Origin of the sequence: Pseudomonas zeae (assembly GCF_014268485.2) — a bacterium.
Classification (GTDB): Bacteria; Pseudomonadota; Gammaproteobacteria; order Pseudomonadales; family Pseudomonadaceae; genus Aquipseudomonas; species Aquipseudomonas neuropathica.
The window spans coordinates 3,239,867-3,256,420 of sequence record NZ_CP077090.1; the positions used below are offsets into that span (position 1 = coordinate 3,239,867).

Here is a 16,554-nt window from a genome sequence, read left to right on the forward strand (position 1 = left end):
TGGGAGCGAGCCTGCTCGCGAAGGCGGTGTGTCAGTCAATATTTGTTTCAACTGACAGGGCCTCTTCGCGAGCAGGCTCGCTCCCACAGGTTTTCCAGTGCATGACCGATTGTCGCCGACGGTCGGTTTTCACACAGATCGTGTGGTCATTGTCTACAGTGAAAAAGTCGGCAGACGTTTGCCGCAACCGTGATTGTCCAGATAAAACCCGGCACCAGTACCGGGTTCCACCTGATCAGGAGTGCACGATGGATCTCAGCCGTCGTCAGTTCTTCAAGGTCGCCGGTATCGGCCTTGCAGGCTCTAGCCTGGGCGCGTTGGGCATGGCCCCGACGCCAGCCTTCGCCGAGCAGGTGCGCCACTTCAAGCTTGCCCACACCCATGAAACCCGCAACACCTGCCCGTATTGCTCGGTCGGTTGCGGGTTGATCATGTACAGCCAGGGCGATGCCGCGAAGAATGTCGCGCAAAGCATCATTCACATTGAGGGCGACGCCGACCACCCGGTCAACCGCGGCACCCTCTGCCCGAAAGGCGCAGGCCTGCTCGACTTCATTCACAGCCCCGGCCGTTTGCTCTACCCGCAAACGCGCAAACCGGGCAGCAGCGAATGGACACGGATCAGTTGGGACGAAGCGCTTGATCGCATCGTCGACCTGATGAAAGCCGACCGCGATGCCAATTTCATCGAGAAAAATGCCAACGGGCAAACGGTGAATCGCTGGCTGAGCACCGGTTTTCTCGCGGCGTCGGCGGCGTCCAACGAAGCCGGCTACATCACCCAGAAGGTGATTCGCAGTCTTGGCATGCTGGGGTTCGATAACCAGGCGCGTGTCTGACACGGCCCGACGGTGGCAAGTCTTGCCCCGACGTACGGCCGTGGTGCCATGACCAATACCTGGACCGATATCGCCAACGCGAATCTGATTCTGGTGATGGGCGGCAACGCAGCAGAAGCGCATCCGTGCGGCTTCAAATGGGTAACCGAGGCCAAAGCGCACAACGCTGCGCGGCTGATCGTGGTCGATCCGCGTTTTACCCGGACCGCGTCTGTGGCCGACTATTACGCGCCGATCCGCACCGGCACCGACATCGCCTTCATGGGCGGTTTGATCAATTACCTGCTGACCGAGGACAAGATCCAGCACGAGTACGTGCGCAACTACACCGACATGTCGTTCATCGTCAGAGCAGGCTACGGCTTCGAAGACGGGATCTTCAGCGGCTACGATGCGGAGAAACGCAGCTACACCGACAAATCCGGCTGGGGTTACGAGATGGGCGACGACGGTTTCGTCAGAGTCGACCCGACCCTGCAAGACCCGCGCTGCGTCTATCAACTGATGAAGCAGCATTACAGCCGCTACACCATCGACCTCGCCAGCCAGATCTGCGGCATGCCGGTCGATGCCATGCAGAAAATCTGGGAAGAGATCGCCACCTGCTCGACACCGGGCAAGACCATGACGATTCTCTACGCCCTCGGCTGGACGCAGCACTCGATCGGCGCGCAGATCATTCGCAGCGCGGCGATGGTGCAATTGCTGCTGGGCAACGTCGGCATGCCCGGCGGCGGGGTCAACGCCTTGCGCGGTCACTCGAACATTCAGGGCCTGACCGACCTTGGCTTGCTCTCCAATGCGCTACCGGGCTATCTGACCCTGGGCAGCGACACCGAGCAGGATTACGCCCAGTTCATCCACAAACGCACGCAAGTCCCGCTGCGGCCGGGGCAATTGTCCTATTGGCAGAACTACAGCAAATTCCACGTCAGCCTGATGAAATCGTGGTACGGCGCCAACGCCACTGCCGAGAACAATTGGTGCTACGACCATTTGCCGAAGCTCGACATCCCCAACTACGACGTGCTGAAAATGTTCGACCTGATGAGTCAGGGCAAGGTCAACGGCTACTTCTGTCAGGGCTTCAACCCGATCGCCGCGTTGCCGGACAAGAACCGCGTGATGGGCGCCTTGGCGAAGCTGAAATGGCTGGTGGTGATGGACCCGCTCGCTACCGAAACCTCGGAGTTCTGGCACAACGTCGGGCCGTACAACGACGTGAAAAGCGCGGAGATCCAGACCGAAGTCATTCGCCTGCCCACCACCTGTTTTGCCGAAGAGGACGGCTCACTGGTCAACAGCAGTCGCTGGCTGCAATGGCACTGGAAAGGCGCCGATGGCCCGGGCGAAGCGCAGACCGACATTCGCATCATGAGCGAACTGTTCCTGCGCCTGCGCAAGCGCTATCAGGCCGAGGGCGGCAAATTCCCTGATCCCCTGCTGAAACTGACGTGGCCGTACAAGATCCCCGACGAGCCTTCGCCGGAAGAGCTAGCCAAGGAAATCAACGGCAGCGCCGTGGCAGATTTCACCGATGCCACCGGCGTCGCGGTCAAGGCCGGCTCGCAACTGGCAGGTTTCGGCTTGCTCAAGGATGACGGCAGCACCGCGTCCGGTTGCTGGATCTTCGCCGGCAGCTGGACCGAGGCCGGTAACCAGATGGCCCGCCGCGACAACGCCGATCCGTACGGCATGCATCAGCATCTCGGCTGGGCGTGGGCCTGGCCGGCCAACCGGCGGATTCTCTACAACCGCGCTTCGGCGGACGTCGCCGGCAAACCGTGGGACCCGAAAAAACGTCTGGTGTGGTGGAACGGCAAGGCCTGGGGCGGCACCGACGTGCCGGACTACAAGGCTGATGTGCCGCCGGAAGCCGGGATGAACCCGTTCATCATGAACCCCGAGGGCGTGGCGCGGTTCTTCGCCGTCGACAAGATGAACGAAGGGCCATTTCCCGAGCACTACGAGCCGTTCGAAACGCCGATCGGCATCAACCCGCTGCACCCGCAAAACAAGAAAGCCACCAGTAACCCGGCGGCGCGGATCTTCGATTCGGTCTGGGAAACCCTCGGCGAGGCCAAGGACTTCCCGTACGCCGGCACCAGTTACCGGCTCACCGAGCATTTCCACTTCTGGAGCAAGCACTGCAAGTTGAACGCGATTGCCCAACCCGAGCAGTTCGTCGAAATCGGCGAAGTGCTGGCGAAAGAGAAGGGCATCGCTGCCGGTGATCGCGTACGGGTCAGTTGCAAGCGCGGCTTTATCGAAGCGGTGGCGGTGGTGACGAAAAGGATCCGGCCGCTGCAGGTCAACGGCCAGGTCGTGCACCAGATCGGCATCCCGCTGCATTGGGGGTTCACCGGCCTGACGCGCCACGGTTACCTGACCAACACCCTGGTGCCGTTCCTCGGCGATGGCAATACCCAGACCCCGGAATCCAAGTCATTCCTGGTCAACGTGGAGAAACTGTAAATGGCCAGCCAAGACATCATTGCCCGCTCGGCCACCACAACCGTGCCGCCGTCGGTGAGGAATCAGGAGGCGGTGGCGAAGCTGATCGACACCACCAAATGCATCGGCTGCAAGGCCTGCCAGGTCGCCTGCTCGGAATGGAACGAGCTGCGCGACGAGGTCGGCCACAACCACGGCACCTACGACAACCCGCAAGACCTGAGCGCGGAAACCTGGACGTTGATGCGCTTTACCGAGCACGAAACCGACGCCGGCAACCTTGAGTGGCTGATCCGCAAGGACGGCTGCATGCACTGCGCCGAGCCGGGTTGTCTGGCGGCGTGCCCGAGTCCCGGCGCAATCATCAAGCATGCCAACGGCATCGTCGATTTCGATCAGGACCACTGCATCGGTTGCGGCTATTGCATCACCGGTTGCCCGTTCAACATTCCGCGCATTTCGCAGAAGGATCACAAGGCCTACAAGTGCACCTTGTGTTCGGATCGCGTGGCGGTAGGGCTGGAACCGGCCTGTGTGAAAACCTGCCCGACCGGCGCCATCGTCTTCGGCACCAAGGAAGACATGAAGGAACACGCCGCCGAGCGCATCGTCGACCTGAAAAGCCGTGGCTTTGAAAACGCCGGTCTGTATGACCCGGCAGGTGTTGGCGGCACGCACGTGATGTACGTGCTGCACCACGCCGACACGCCGAAAATCTATGCTGGGTTACCGCTAGATCCGGCAATCAGTCCGTTGGTGGGCCTGTGGAAAGGCATCAGTAAACCGCTGGGCCTGCTGGCCATGGGTGCGGCGGTGCTGGCCGGGTTCTTCCATTACGTGCGCATCGGCCCGAATCGCGTCGAAGAAGATGAACATCCGACGCCGCCCGACACCTCGGTGCATGTCGTCGATCCGGCGGTGCACACCTTCGATCCACGCGGGGAGGACCGGCCATGAGCAACAAGACGATCCTGCGTTACACCGCCAACCAGCGCACTAATCACTGGCTGGTGGCGATCCTGTTTTTCATGGCCGGGCTGTCGGGTCTGGCGTTGTTTCATCCGTCGTTGTTCTGGCTGAGCAACCTGTTTGGCGGCGGGCCGTGGACGCGGATTCTGCATCCGTACATGGGCATCGCGATGTTTGTGTTGTTCCTCGGTCTGGTGTTCCGTTTCTGGCGTTCGAATTTCTTTATCGACAACGACTGGAAGTGGATGCGCCGCATTGACCGAGTGTTGGTCAACGATGAAGTAAGCGTGCCACCGGTAGGCAAATACAACGCCGGGCAGAAGTTGCTGTTCTGGACTTTACTCCTGTGCATGCTGGGTTTGCTGTTCACCGGACTGGTGATCTGGCGCGCCTGGTTCAGTGCGTATTTCGGCATCACCGTGATTCGCTGGGCAATGCTGCTGCATGCGCTGGCCGGGTTCATTCTGGTGCTGAGCATCATCATTCACATCTACGCCGGGCTGTGGATCAAGGGTTCGGTGGACGCGATGATGCATGGCTGGGTCAGCCGCGCCTGGGCGAAGAAACACCATGAACTCTGGTATCGCGAGATCACCCGCGATGAGCGCCAACCGGACGTGCCGGAGCGACCGATCACCAAAAAGGGCTGACTTTTGCCAACCATTCTTGAACCTGGGGAAATCGAAGCGGCGGCGAGTTCGCCGCCGTTTCTGCATCTGCCGCCTTCGAACCTGTTTGCGCTGCGGGCTGATCGACTGGAACAACTGGCCGAGGGGCATGCGCTGGCAGAGTATCTGCGACTGATTGCCGGGCTGTGCCGGGTGCAGCAGCAGGTGTTTGATGATCCGCCGCTGACCGCACCGTTCGATCAGCAACGGATTGAGGCTTGTCAGCAGCATGGTTTGCCGCCGTTTGCGGCTGACACGTTAGTGCGTGAAGAGGGTTGGCAGGCTTATCTCGATGCTTTGTTGCAGCGCTATGAACCTGATGATCAGCCCGCCGTCATTGAGGCGGTGACAACGTTGCGGGTCGCCAGTCCCGGCCAGTTACGTGCATGGGCCGTGGCGTTGGTCAGTGGTCAGTATTCGATGGTGCCGGCGCAGTTGGTGCCGTTTCTTGGCGCGGCACTGCAAGTGGCGTGGAGTCACTGGCTGCTCAGCGCGGCGAATCTGCAACTGAAACCCGGCGACAGCCTCAGCCAATGCCCAGCCTGTGGTTCACCGGCCATGGCCGGGGTGATTCGCCATCGCGGCAAGCACAACGGTCTGCGTTATCTGGTGTGTTCGCTGTGTGCGTGCGAATGGCATGTGGTGCGGGTCAAGTGCGTGTATTGCGAGTCGAGCAAAGGCCTCGACTATTTCAGCCTCGAGGATGATCGCCACGCGGCGAATCAAGCGCCGCTGCGGGCTGAAGTCTGCCCAAGTTGTAACAGCTATTTGAAACTGGTTTATCTGGAAAACGATGCTGACGCCGAGGCTTTTTCGGCCGATCTCGACAGTTTGCTGCTGGATATGCGCCTGGCGCAGGACGGCTATCAGCGTCTGGCACCGAATCTGTTGCTGGCCCCGGGAGACGAATGACGAGAGCAAAACTGTGGGAGGGAGCCTGCTCCCGAAGGGGCCATTTCAGCCACATCAGCTTTGACTGACTTACCGCCTTCGCGAGCAGGCTCGCTCCCCAGTGCGTCTACACTTCTGAAACCCTTGTGGGAGGGAGCTTGTTCCCGAAGGGGTTGTTTCAGTGGAATCAGGAGTGGCTGATGTCTTCCAGCGTTGCCCTGCGGTTGCCGTCTATTGACGGCTTGTTGCGTCACCCGGCGTGCGCGCCGTTGGCCGAGCGTTACGGCCGGGATTCGTTACTGACGGGGCTGCGTCAGCTGCTCGATGAGCTGCGCCCCGGTGTGTTGAACGGGCAATTGTCAGCCGTCGAAATCAGCCCTGAAGTGCTCGCTGGCCGCGTCAGTGAACGCCTGCTCCAGCAACATCGCAGCCACGTGCGCCGGGTCTTCAACCTCACCGGCACGGTGTTGCACACCAACCTCGGTCGCGCCTTGCTGCCCGACGAAGCCATCGACGCGGTGCAAATGGCCGCACGTTATCCGCTCAATCTGGAATTCGATCTGGCCAGCGGCAAACGCGGTGATCGCGATGACCTGATCGAAGGCCTGATCCGCGAACTGACCGGCGCCGAAGCCGTCACCGTGGTCAACAATAATGCCGCCGCCGTGCTGCTAACGCTAAACAGCCTGGGCGCGCGCAAGGAAGGCATCATTTCCCGTGGCGAGCTGATCGAAATCGGCGGCGCCTTCCGCATCCCCGACATCATGGCCCGCGCCGGCGTGCGCCTGCATGAGGTCGGCACGACCAATCGCACCCATGCCCGCGACTACGAAGCAGCGATCAGCCCGCGCAGCGGTTTGATCATGCGTGTGCATGCGAGCAACTACAGCATCGAAGGGTTTACCGCGCGGGTGCCGACTGCGGAATTGGCCGAGTTGGCCCATCGGCATGGCTTGCCGTTGCTGGAAGATCTGGGCAGCGGCAGCCTGTTGGATCTGACCCGCTGGGGTTTGCCGGCCGAACCAACGGTGCGGCAGGCGCTGCTGGACGGCGCGGACATCGTCACTTTCAGCGGCGACAAACTACTCGGCGGCCCGCAGGCCGGGCTGATCGTCGGGCGCAAAGAATTGATCGCGAAGATCAAGAAGAACCCGTTGAAACGTGCGCTGCGGGTGGACAAGTTGACCCTGGCGGCACTGGAGGCGGTGCTCGGGTTGTATCGCGATCCTGATCGCCTCGCTGAACGTCTGCCGAGCTTGCGTCTGCTCACCCGGCCGCAGGCAGATATCTTTGCGCAGGCCTCACGCTTGCAGCCCTTGATGGCTGAAATCCTGGGGTCGGTTTGGCAGGTTAGCGCAGTCGAGTCCTTGGGCATGATCGGCAGCGGCAGCCAACCGGTCGCGCGTTTGCCGAGTGCGGCATTGTGTCTGCGCCCGCAAGTCTCCAAGCGTTTGCGCGGGCGCTGCCTGCTGAATCTGGAAGCGGCGTTGCGCGCGTTGCCGATCCCCGTTCTTGGGCGGATTGACGACGATGCCCTGTGGCTGGATCTGCGTCAGCTCGACGAAGAACCGGCATGGCTCGCGCAATTGCCACAGTTGCAGGTCGACCCGTGATCGTCGGCACGGCAGGGCACATCGACCACGGCAAGACGTCGCTGCTACAAGCGCTGACCGGACAAACCGGCGACCGCCGCCCGCAGGAACGTGCACGCGGCATGACCATCGACCTCGGTTATCTCTATGCCGAACTGGAACCCGGCGCGGGGCTGACCGGGTTTATCGACGTGCCCGGCCACGAGAAATTCACCCACAACATGCTCGCTGGCGCGCAGGGTATCGATCTGGTCTTGCTGGTGATTGCCGCAGACGATGGCGTGATGCCGCAGACCCGCGAGCATCTGGCGATTGTCGAATTGCTCGGCATCCCGCGCGCCGTGGTGGCGATCAGCAAATGCGACCGGGTCGAAGCGGGCAGGGTGGAGGAGGTGCAGCGGCAGGTGCTGGATCTGCTTGAGGTCGGGCCATTTGCTGAAGCGCTGATCGTGCTTGTGTCGAGCGTGACCGGGCAGGGCGTTGATGATTTGCGCGAGACGTTATTGCAGACGCAACGTGAAGTACTGGAGCGCAGTCGTGACGGCGGTTTTCGTCTGGCCATCGACCGCGCGTTCAGCGTCGCCGGTGCGGGGATTGTCGTGACCGGCACGGCATTGTCGGGGGCGGTGGTTGTCGGCGACAAGCTCAGCCTCGGGCCTTCGGGCAAATCGGTACGAGTGCGCGGCCTACATGCGCAGAACCAACCCGCCGAACAGGCCTTCGCCGGGCAACGGGTGGCGTTGAACCTGACCGGCGAGCGCCTCGAACTGGCGCAGATCCATCGCGGCCAGTGGCTGCTGAGCGAATGGCTGCACGCGTCAACGCAACGGGTCGACATCGACTTTCAACTGCTGCCCGGCGAACGCACCTTCGAACACTTTCACCCGGTGCACGTGCACCTCGGCACGCAAGATGTCATCGCCCGGGTGGCCTTGCTCGAGGGGCCGCGCTTGAGACCCGGCGAGCGCATGTTCGCGCAACTGCTGATCAATGCGCCGGTGCACGCGGTGAAGGGCGATCGCCTGATCCTGCGCGACCAAAGTGCGCAACGCACCCTCGGTGGCGGTCAGGTCCTCGACCCGTTCGCCCCGGCACGACAACGCCGTAGCCCCGAACGTCTCGAGCAACTGCGCGCCTTGGGCTCGGGCGACGAGTTCGAACAACTCTTGCCCGCGCTGCTCAACTACAGCGCTGGCGGCCTTGACCCGCTGCGCCTGGAACGTCAGTTCAATCGCCCGCGATCAACCTGGGCGTTACCTGAAAACGTCCGCCTGATCGACACCCGTCAAGGCCCGCTGCTGTTCAACGTGCAGCGCTGGGCACAGCTGAAGTTCACCCTGTTGGAGCAACTGACGCAGTTCCATGAACTGGAACCCGACCAGATGGGGCCGGATCGCGATCGGTTGCGGCGCTTCAGTGGATTGGCGCTGGAGCGTGCGACGTTTGTCAGTTTGCTGGATGAATTGCTCGCGGCCGGCTCGATCCAAGCGAGCGGCCCATGGCTGCACCTGCCGGATCATCAGGTGCGCCTGAATGCCGAGGATGAAAGTCTCTGGCTAGGGCTGCAGCCGTTGTTTGAACAAGCCGGTTTCGACCCGCCGTGGGTGCGTGATGTGGCCAACGTCCTGGGGCAGGACGACGCCGTCGTGCGCCTGTTGCTGCGTAAACTGGCGCGTTTGGGTTTGATGCATCAAGTTGTGCGCGACCTGTTCTTGAGTGACGTGCAACTGCGCCAAATGGCCGACGTGCTGCTCAAACTGGCCAAGGAAAATCCGCAGATCCAGGTGACAACCTTCCGCGATGCGCTAGGCTTGGGACGCAAACGCTGTATTCAGTACCTCGAATATTTCGACCGTGTCGGCCTGACCCGACGCCTCGGCGAATCCCGCCAGATCCGCCCCGACAACGCGCTGGCTAACGCCTGCGCACAATGAGTTCAAGGAAGGCAATCGCGCCCGGTGGCGCGGCCGGGCTTCAAACCCGGTTGGGGACGGCATCCGTTCCCGGGCAGGTTCGACTCCGGCTGCCTTCCGCCAGTTTCCAACAAGCCAAAGAACGGCTGCCGTAGATTGATCGTTCCCACGCTCCGCGTGGGAATGCAGCCCGGGACGCTCTGCGTCCCATCCAGAGCCGAACGCGGAGCGTCCGTTGAGGCATTCCCACGCAGAGCGTGGGAACGATCTGTATCCCCGCTACTGCGGCAACTCCAGATTATCCATCACCCGATTCACCGCTAGCTCACCGAGCATGATCAATTGCGCAATCCCCAACAGCGTCCGTCGTTGCGACGCGGGTATGAGGTGGGCGAAGTCATGGGCGATGGTTCTGGCGGAGGCGAGTGTTTCGCTGGCATCAGCCAGTAGTTCCTCGTTTTTGAAGTCTGCGGTGACGGCGTACATCCGGCGGGTTTTACGGGGCGGCGGGGTGGAGCCGGGTGGGCAGAGGTAGTGATCGAGGGCGCGTTCGGCGGCGTCGTTGAGTTTTTTTGAATCGAGGGATTCGTAGGGGGAGGCGAGGTCGATTTCGGGTGGGTTGGGTGTTGGTTTGATCATGGTGAAGCTCCTTGAGATGTGGAGCCGTCATTCCATCGCTGCTAAACGGATAGGGTGGCGGCTGTACGCGGGTTAGCAGACCAGGCTCAAGGATCCCGGCGCACCGAAGTGCCCCACGCAAAGCCGCCATAACGTAATGGCGATACTCGCGTGCCTTGAAATTTGCCGAGCTGCTAAACCCGATCGCTGATTCGTCAGCGACGGCACCACAATAGAACCCGCCCCCAAGGCGCACAAGCCGGCGGATTCTGGCGTAGCTGTAGGCAATGGCGCAAGAATTTGTAGCCTGAAAGGCGTATCTGAAGGTGTCTTTTAAACACTTGGGTTTAAAGGCGCTCCTGCCAGAACGCCGTGAACGACCTGTCGATTAAACGGTCATGTGGCGGCATGAAGCCCAATAGCACTCGCACGGGCGCCTACTGCAAAGCCAGAAAACGCCTGCCTGTGGAAATGGTTTCCACGCTGGTCAGGCACACCGGTGCTTCGATAAGTGATAACACACCCGCGTCGTGGCGCTGGATGGGACGACCTGTGCGGCTGGTGGATGGCACGACGGTCAGCATGCCCGACGCAGCGGCCAATCAGGGCGCCTATCCGCAATCTCGCGGCCAGAAAATCGGTCTTGGTTTTCCGTTGTGTCGAGTGGTGGGCATCGTCTGCCTCTCCAGCGGCGCCGTTTTAGATGCTGCCCTTGGGCGTTTCCGAGGCAAGGGCGGCGATGAACAGACACTGCTCAGATCAATGCTCGACACGTTGAAAACAGGTGACATTTTGTTAGGCGACGCTTACTACGCTACCTATTTCTTGCTGTGCGAGTTGCAACGAAGAGGTATCGATGGCGTGTTCGAACAATACGGTGCTCGACGGCGCAGCACGGACTTTCGCCTAGGGCAGAGTCTCGGTTCGGAAGATCACCTGATCGAATTGAAAAAGCCTGCAAGAAGACCGCTGTGGATGAGTCAAACGCATTACGAAAAGGCGCCTGAAAAACTGACCGTGCGGGAGTTGAAGGCGGGTGGGAAAACGTTGGTCACCACGTTGCATTGCCCAAAGCAGACACCTAAAACAGCCCTGAAATCGCTGTACAAGGGTCGATGGCATGTTGAACTGGATCTGCGCAATCTCAAAGCTACGCTGGGACTTGGAAAGTTAAGCTGCAAAACCCCAGGCATGGCAGTAAAGGAGTTATGGGTCTATCTGTTAGCTCACAATCTGATCCGAATGCTGATGGCACAATCGGCTCTGTTAGCTGACTGTTTACCTCGCGAACTGAGCTTCAAACACAGCCTTCAGCTATGGCTGGCACTGCGACAATATGGCAGCCCCGAAGACGAGGATGGCCTGTCGAATTTATTGATGCTGATTGCTCAGAGGCGCGTCGGGAATCGGCCTGGTCGTATCGAGCCGCGAGCCATAAAATGAAGACCTCAAGCCTACCCCTTGCTGACCAAACCACATTGGTCAGCAAGGGCAAATGTCAGAAAAAACGGGCACCAAAAACGGGCACCAAAAACATGTTAAGTCAGTGCCATTCACATCCGTCCCCTTTGTTGAAACATTGGATGTCCCTGTTAACCACGGAGGCTTTTGAGGTGCACTAACGTTTTTCGTGTCAACGCCTTCGATGCGGAGGTGGTTCGTTGTTTACCGACCCAGGCGCGATCTATATACGATGACGGGGCATTGGGCGGATGCCAAGATATCACGGTAGTTAATGATGCCGTGGGTGTGTGGGGGGACTTGCCATTGAGCGGGTAAACCAGAGGGCCGTATGACTTGTGAAATCGCGCCGCCTGAATGGGTGTAAGGATAATACCAATAATGGTAGGTCGGACTTACCATTTGAAAACTAAAAGACGCGGCTACGGCGAGTGGGTCATTTGTGGCGGGGGGGAATTCATTTGGAAATAGTTGGGCGCCTATGGATGCGGCCCAAGCTATGGCCTCTGCGTGGGTGAGTTGATGGTTGTTGCATACCAGTTCATACACGTTTTTACAGCTGATCTCGTAACTGACAGTCGCACCCTTCGCATCATCGACATTGATGCGGGCGGTTCCGTTTCCTGTGGAAACCACGTGTCCGGTAGTTGAATCAACAGAGGCGATGTTAAGGTTTGACGAGCTGTATTTATAAGGGGGAACTCCGCCCACAGCTTCTCGAGTTCGCTGAGCATCAGGATGCACATAAGCTGTTTTCTCGAAAGGCGGGCTGTTTGGCGCTGCTGCTGGGTATAGCTGGTATCCATCCAGAACCATTGGGGTCGTATCTATTTCCAGCGTTGGCGTCGCCTTAACCACATAAGTGCGCAGCATGAACCGCTTCGCCAAACCCAAATCCTCACTCTTCCCAAACGCCACCCACATCTCCATGGTCAGTGGCGTCCCATCCTTCAACCCTTTCAAATCCTCATAAGGCGCAGGCGCTTCGAAGTGTCGATTCTTTACCCAATCATCATTGACGAAGGCAAACGGCGCCGCCCAAATGTATTTTTCATAGGCCGAACCATCGGCATTGGTGCCCTCGAACAGCAACCAGACATATTGCCCCACCGCATTGAAGGGAAACCCCGAACACCACATTTTGCCTTCAGGTGTCAGCTCGGCCAGATTCAGCTCCGATCCTTCACCCGCATTGCTCGCTTCCTTCAAGCGAGGAGCGATGAGTTCTGCCTGGGGCAGTTCCTGCACGTTGAGGGTGAACGGGTCTGACGGTTGCGGCTGGCCGTTGCCCCGGGTGATGGTGTAGCTGACGGTTACTTTTTCGCCCAGACAAAACGCCAAGAGCGCCGGCGCAATATCGATGCTCAGACCGATCTCACTGATCGGCCGTGGAACACTGGTAAATGTACCTTCGGCGTGGCTGCCGGGTTCGGCGATCCAGCTAACGCTGAGCAGGTCCGTGGGGAGTGTGGTGCCTTGCGGCACAACGATGGTGAGTCGGGACACGGCCGCCATCGGTTCCAACATGGCACCGTTGGCTTGTAATACACCCGGCTCTTTCAGATCCAGCGCCACCCCGATCCGCAATTTCAACTCCCGCGAATACCCCAACGTTTCTCCCCCCCGCTCAATCCTGTAATCCGCCACCACCGTTCCGTCGCGGTTGGCTGTGACGTACTGTTTCTGCACGGTCATCCGCACCGGCTTGCCAGCAGTGGCGGGGATCAGGTCGATATGGTCACTGAAGCTGCCGCCGCTGGCCGAGCCTTTCCAGTTGAAGTAAAACCGGTCTTTGTCCTGGGTATCGGTGTGGGTCAAGACCAAGGTTGCGCCGGAGGGCGGCACGTTGTCCGGATCCAGCACGTTGTTGTCGTCTGCTTCTACGACTTCCGGGCGATCAAAGGTTGGCTTCGCCACGCCGACCTGCATGATGAACGACAGCGATTCGCGCACGCTCAGCAGGGTGGTTTCGCTGTTGGTGACGACGTAGTAGACCTTGACGCTCAAACCATCGAAACGCTGAATTTCGGTTTTGCTTACGTTGCGCAGAACGGGCTCGCCTTCCGCTACGTTGCCGACCGGACGCGGGTCTTCGTAGTAAACAGTGTCGCCGCCGGGCGCCTGCGCTTTCCAGATCACGTTCAGCAGATCACTGCCGTTGCGACCGAAGTACCACGGAACACTCGTCGTCGCCCACAAAGTGCCAACTGGCAACGTCCCGTCCGGGGCCTCGATGACGCTAGGCGCGGGCAGCTGGCTGATATCGCCTACGACGCTGACGCTGGCGTTTTTCGAGGGGCGGTCGGATTCACCTTCGCGGCGCCGGACAAAGCCCACCGATGCGCTGCCCTTGGCGATGGCGCGTACGGCTTCGTTGGGGATGATGAAGTCGAGCTGAAAGGGCACGAATTCCACCGTTTTCGATAACGGGCCGACGATGATTTGCGGGCCTTGGGCGGGGGTGCCGGTCCAGGTGAGGAGCGCTTCGTCGTTCACGGCAAAGTCTTTAGGCGGTGTGTACACGCGAACGATGACGTCGTCGTCACCCAGTGTGTCGAGGTCCACCCGATCGGTCGGCTGGCCTTTGACCAGCACCAGCGGTGCGTCCAATCGGTCACCGTTCATGTCCACCAGCACCCGCTGCTGGGCCGACCATGGTGCGCGCTCATCCGGGTAGTTGCCGCAGCGGTCGACCACCTGAAACGCCACCGCCACCGCTGAGCCATCGCCGGCGGCCTTGATCAGGTCGTAATCGAAAGTGATGTCGATCGGATTTTTCAGCGGATCCGCCGCTTGTTCCGGGGTGACCAGATGCATCACTTGCTGGCTGCCCCAGCGGGCGTGGATGTGGTCGTAGCGGGTCAGGTTGCGGTAGGGAACGATGCGCATCGTCACCACGCCGTTTTGCGGAAAGTCCTGATCGACTTCGTGGCGGTCGAGGGAAAAGTTGAGGTCAGAGTGCCCGTCATCGCCGGGGATGTCGTCGTATCCGCCGGGGCGGGTCAGTTTGACCAGCAGTTTCAAGCGCGGCTTGGACTCTTCGCCGGGATAGTTTTTGCCGGAAATCTTGTAGTACACGTTGGTGGCATCACCGTCGAGCACAAAATCCTTGGCCAGGGTGAAGATCACATCCCGATTGAGTTCGGACTCGTATTGAATGGTCTTGCTCCACACTTCCTGCGTAGCGTTGTTCCAAAACACATCGACCCGGTCGCCGATGCTCATGGAAAGCCAGGCAGGCACGGTGCCTTGCAAGCCGTTTTCCACGCCACGAATGGGAATACCGCCATCGTAGTCTTCCGCTGGGTCGAGCGGGTTCAGGGCAGGGAAGTAGAGGGACTTCAGGGCATCCGGTGTTGGGTTGGACATGGGGGCGTGCTCCGTTCGGTGAGGTAACGGAGTGATTGAAAGCGCATTGGCGGGATTGCGCACCTGTCAGATCTGACAGGTGGCGACGAATGGTCATTGGTGCGATCTTTTTAAAACGTGGTCTGGCCCGTTTAGCCCTCTTTTAAACACCGGAGTTTAAAAGGCAGAAGATCGGGCGACTGGCTGGGTGCAAGCGTGGTTTGTCCCTGTTACGAACCCGTCAACCGACACGAAACTAGCGAATTTCCTCATCCCCTTGTAGGAGTGAGCCTGCTCCCGATAACGGTGTATCAGTCAGCATGAATGTTGCTGGAATAACGCTATCGCGAGCAGGCTCACTCCTACAGGGGATAGCGTTTCAAATCGGGATGGGGTAGTGGGTTAGAAACCAAGTGGGTACTGGATGACCACGTAGATACGGTCAATGTCATCACCGGCCTGCGCCTCGTTGGCCCGGTGCGATACGTGCGAGACCTGCACCGACAGATCCTTCGCCGTGCCCGATTGCACGACGTACTTCAGATCAATATCGCGCTCCCAATGCTTGCCGCCGTCACCTTGCTGCGGCTGGTAACTGCCACTGTCCGGATCAAACGGGTTGTAGGAGCCGCCCTTGGGCGCGTGGGTGCCGTCGATGTGGCTGCCGGAGACGTAGCGGCTCATGAAGCTCAGGCCGGGGATGCCGAAGGCGCCGAGGTCGAGGTCGTAGCGCGCTTGCCAGGAGCGTTCGTTGGCGCCGTTGAAATCGGCGTATTTGATCGAGTTGGCGAGGTAGATCGAGTCGCCGCCGACGAAATCGAACGGTGTGTCGCCATTGATCTTTTGCCAGCCGAGCATTACCGCGTGGGGGCCGAAGGCGTATTTGCCGGAGAGGCTGAACGCGGTGTTGTCGATGGCGCCGGCCAGCGCTCGGCCGCTGTCGCGGGTGTGGTAGAGGTTGGCGTCGAGCAGCACGCCGGACTGCTTGAAGTGCAGATTGCCGTAGTACTGATGCCAGGTGTCGCTCAGGTCGGAGGCATACAGCGCGCCGCCCACTGGGCTGTCGGTGAACAGGTCGGCGCCGAGAAAACTGATCCCACCGGCCTCGGTATTGGCGCCGTAGCCATAGAAATCGCCTTTGCCGGATGAGCTGTCCTGATTCTTGAACGCGGTGAAATGCCCGGCCACCAGATTGATGTGGTCGAACTCGGCGCTGTTGAGCAGAAAACCGGTGGCGTACTCCGGTTGCAGGCGTTTGTCGGAGGTGTCGAATACCGGGGTTTCCACGGTCATTTCACCGAAGGCGAGCGTGGTGCGCGAGGCTTTCAGCTTGAGTGCGCCGCCCGCGCTGGAGTAATCGTTTTCGCTGCGGCCATCGCTGTCGACCGGTAGCAGACCGGTCCCGGAATGGCCTTTGCCGCCGTCGAGTTTGAGCCCGGCGAAGGCGTGGGCATCGATGCCAAAACCGACCGTTCCGGCGGTGAAACCAGATGAGAAAGTGCCGATAAAGCCTTGAGCCCATTCCTGTTTGTAGTTCTTGCCGGAGGGTGAGGGCGAGCGGTAGTCGTTGCTCAGATAGAAGTTGCGGCTGAGGATTTCGCTTTTGGCATCGTCGAAGAAACCGCTGGCGTGGGCGCTGGTGGTCAGACCGCAGAGCAGCGCGAGGAGGGTGAGACGCGAAGGGGCGCGGTCGATCATGGTCGGTGGCCAGCGGCAATTAAGGTGGCTGGGATGATCGCGGGAATGTAGGGCAGGGGATTGAGCGGATGTGCTCAATGAACGGCATCACACAACCCCCTGT

General features: G+C 60.0%; 9 protein-coding genes, 1 tRNA gene and 1 pseudogene. 8 read left to right on the forward strand and 3 right to left on the reverse strand.

The window, feature by feature from the left end; all coding sequences use genetic code 11:
• The first annotated feature begins 248 nt into the window (after positions 1–248).
• The 7 genes from fdnG (at position 249) to HU754_RS14140 (ending at position 9,449) form a co-directional block, all read left to right on the forward strand.
• Complete coding sequence (gene fdnG, locus HU754_RS14110) at positions 249–3,314, forward strand: formate dehydrogenase-N subunit alpha (protein WP_139213394.1); 3,066 nt, start codon at positions 249–251, stop codon at positions 3,312–3,314.
• Positions 3,315–4,250 (forward strand): formate dehydrogenase subunit beta, encoded by a 936-nt coding sequence (gene fdxH, locus HU754_RS14115; protein ID WP_186621667.1) that lies wholly within the window; start codon positions 3,315–3,317, stop codon positions 4,248–4,250. It begins immediately after the preceding gene.
• Positions 4,247–4,912: a formate dehydrogenase subunit gamma gene (locus tag HU754_RS14120; protein WP_099759214.1), complete on the forward strand. Its 666-nt coding sequence runs from the start codon at positions 4,247–4,249 to the stop codon at positions 4,910–4,912. Before fdxH ends, HU754_RS14120 begins: the two co-directional genes overlap by 4 nt.
• Positions 4,913–4,915: 3 nt before the next feature.
• On the forward strand, positions 4,916–5,842 hold the full coding sequence (gene fdhE, locus HU754_RS14125) for a formate dehydrogenase accessory protein FdhE (protein ID WP_186621675.1): 927 nt from the start codon (positions 4,916–4,918) through the stop codon (positions 5,840–5,842).
• Between the two features lie 179 nt (positions 5,843–6,021).
• The gene (selA, locus tag HU754_RS14130) at positions 6,022–7,434 is read left to right on the forward strand and encodes an L-seryl-tRNA(Sec) selenium transferase (RefSeq protein ID WP_186621677.1); all 1,413 of its coding nucleotides are present in this window, start codon (positions 6,022–6,024) and stop codon (positions 7,432–7,434) included.
• Entirely contained in the window at positions 7,431–9,347 is a 1,917-nt protein-coding gene (selB, locus tag HU754_RS14135; protein ID WP_186621699.1) for a selenocysteine-specific translation elongation factor, read from the forward strand. The genes selA and selB overlap by 4 nt, the downstream gene beginning before the upstream one ends.
• A gap of 6 nt (positions 9,348–9,353) precedes the next feature.
• Positions 9,354–9,449 (forward strand) — tRNA-Sec (locus tag HU754_RS14140).
• A 156-nt stretch (positions 9,450–9,605) separates the two neighbouring features.
• On the opposite strand, the gene HU754_RS14145 is transcribed toward HU754_RS14140, so the two are convergent.
• Positions 9,606–9,965, reverse strand: coding sequence for a DUF6124 family protein (locus HU754_RS14145; RefSeq protein ID WP_038361600.1), 360 nt, complete (start codon positions 9,963–9,965; stop codon positions 9,606–9,608).
• Positions 9,966–10,298: 333 nt separating this feature from the next.
• Between HU754_RS14145 and HU754_RS14150 the strand changes: the two are divergent.
• Positions 10,299–11,486 (forward strand): annotated as a pseudogene (locus HU754_RS14150) (IS4 family transposase); the annotation flags it as partial.
• Positions 11,487–11,609: 123 nt separating this feature from the next.
• Here the strand turns inward: HU754_RS14150 and HU754_RS14155 are convergent.
• Together HU754_RS14155 and HU754_RS14160 are read right to left on the reverse strand one after the other, a co-directional pair.
• Positions 11,610–14,774, reverse strand: a complete 3,165-nt coding sequence (locus tag HU754_RS14155; RefSeq protein WP_217827620.1) for an immunoglobulin-like domain-containing protein — start codon at positions 14,772–14,774, stop codon at positions 11,610–11,612.
• A 381-nt stretch (positions 14,775–15,155) separates the two neighbouring features.
• A complete protein-coding gene (locus tag HU754_RS14160) occupies positions 15,156–16,451 on the reverse strand; it encodes an OprD family porin (protein ID WP_186622163.1) in 1,296 nt (431 codons plus the stop codon).
• Between the last annotated feature and the right edge of the window lie 103 nt (positions 16,452–16,554).

Coding starts and splice junctions, on each gene's coding strand:
- HU754_RS14145 (WP_038361600.1), bottom strand. CDS start 9,965: ATGATCAAACCAACACCCAACCCACCCGAAATCGACCTCGCCTCCCCC.
- HU754_RS14120 (WP_099759214.1), top strand. CDS start 4,247: ATGAGCAACAAGACGATCCTGCGTTACACCGCCAACCAGCGCACTAAT.
- fdxH (WP_186621667.1), top strand. CDS start 3,315: ATGGCCAGCCAAGACATCATTGCCCGCTCGGCCACCACAACCGTGCCG.
- HU754_RS14160 (WP_186622163.1), bottom strand. CDS start 16,451: ATGATCGACCGCGCCCCTTCGCGTCTCACCCTCCTCGCGCTGCTCTGC.
- HU754_RS14155 (WP_217827620.1), bottom strand. CDS start 14,774: ATGTCCAACCCAACACCGGATGCCCTGAAGTCCCTCTACTTCCCTGCC.
- selA (WP_186621677.1), top strand. CDS start 6,022: ATGTCTTCCAGCGTTGCCCTGCGGTTGCCGTCTATTGACGGCTTGTTG.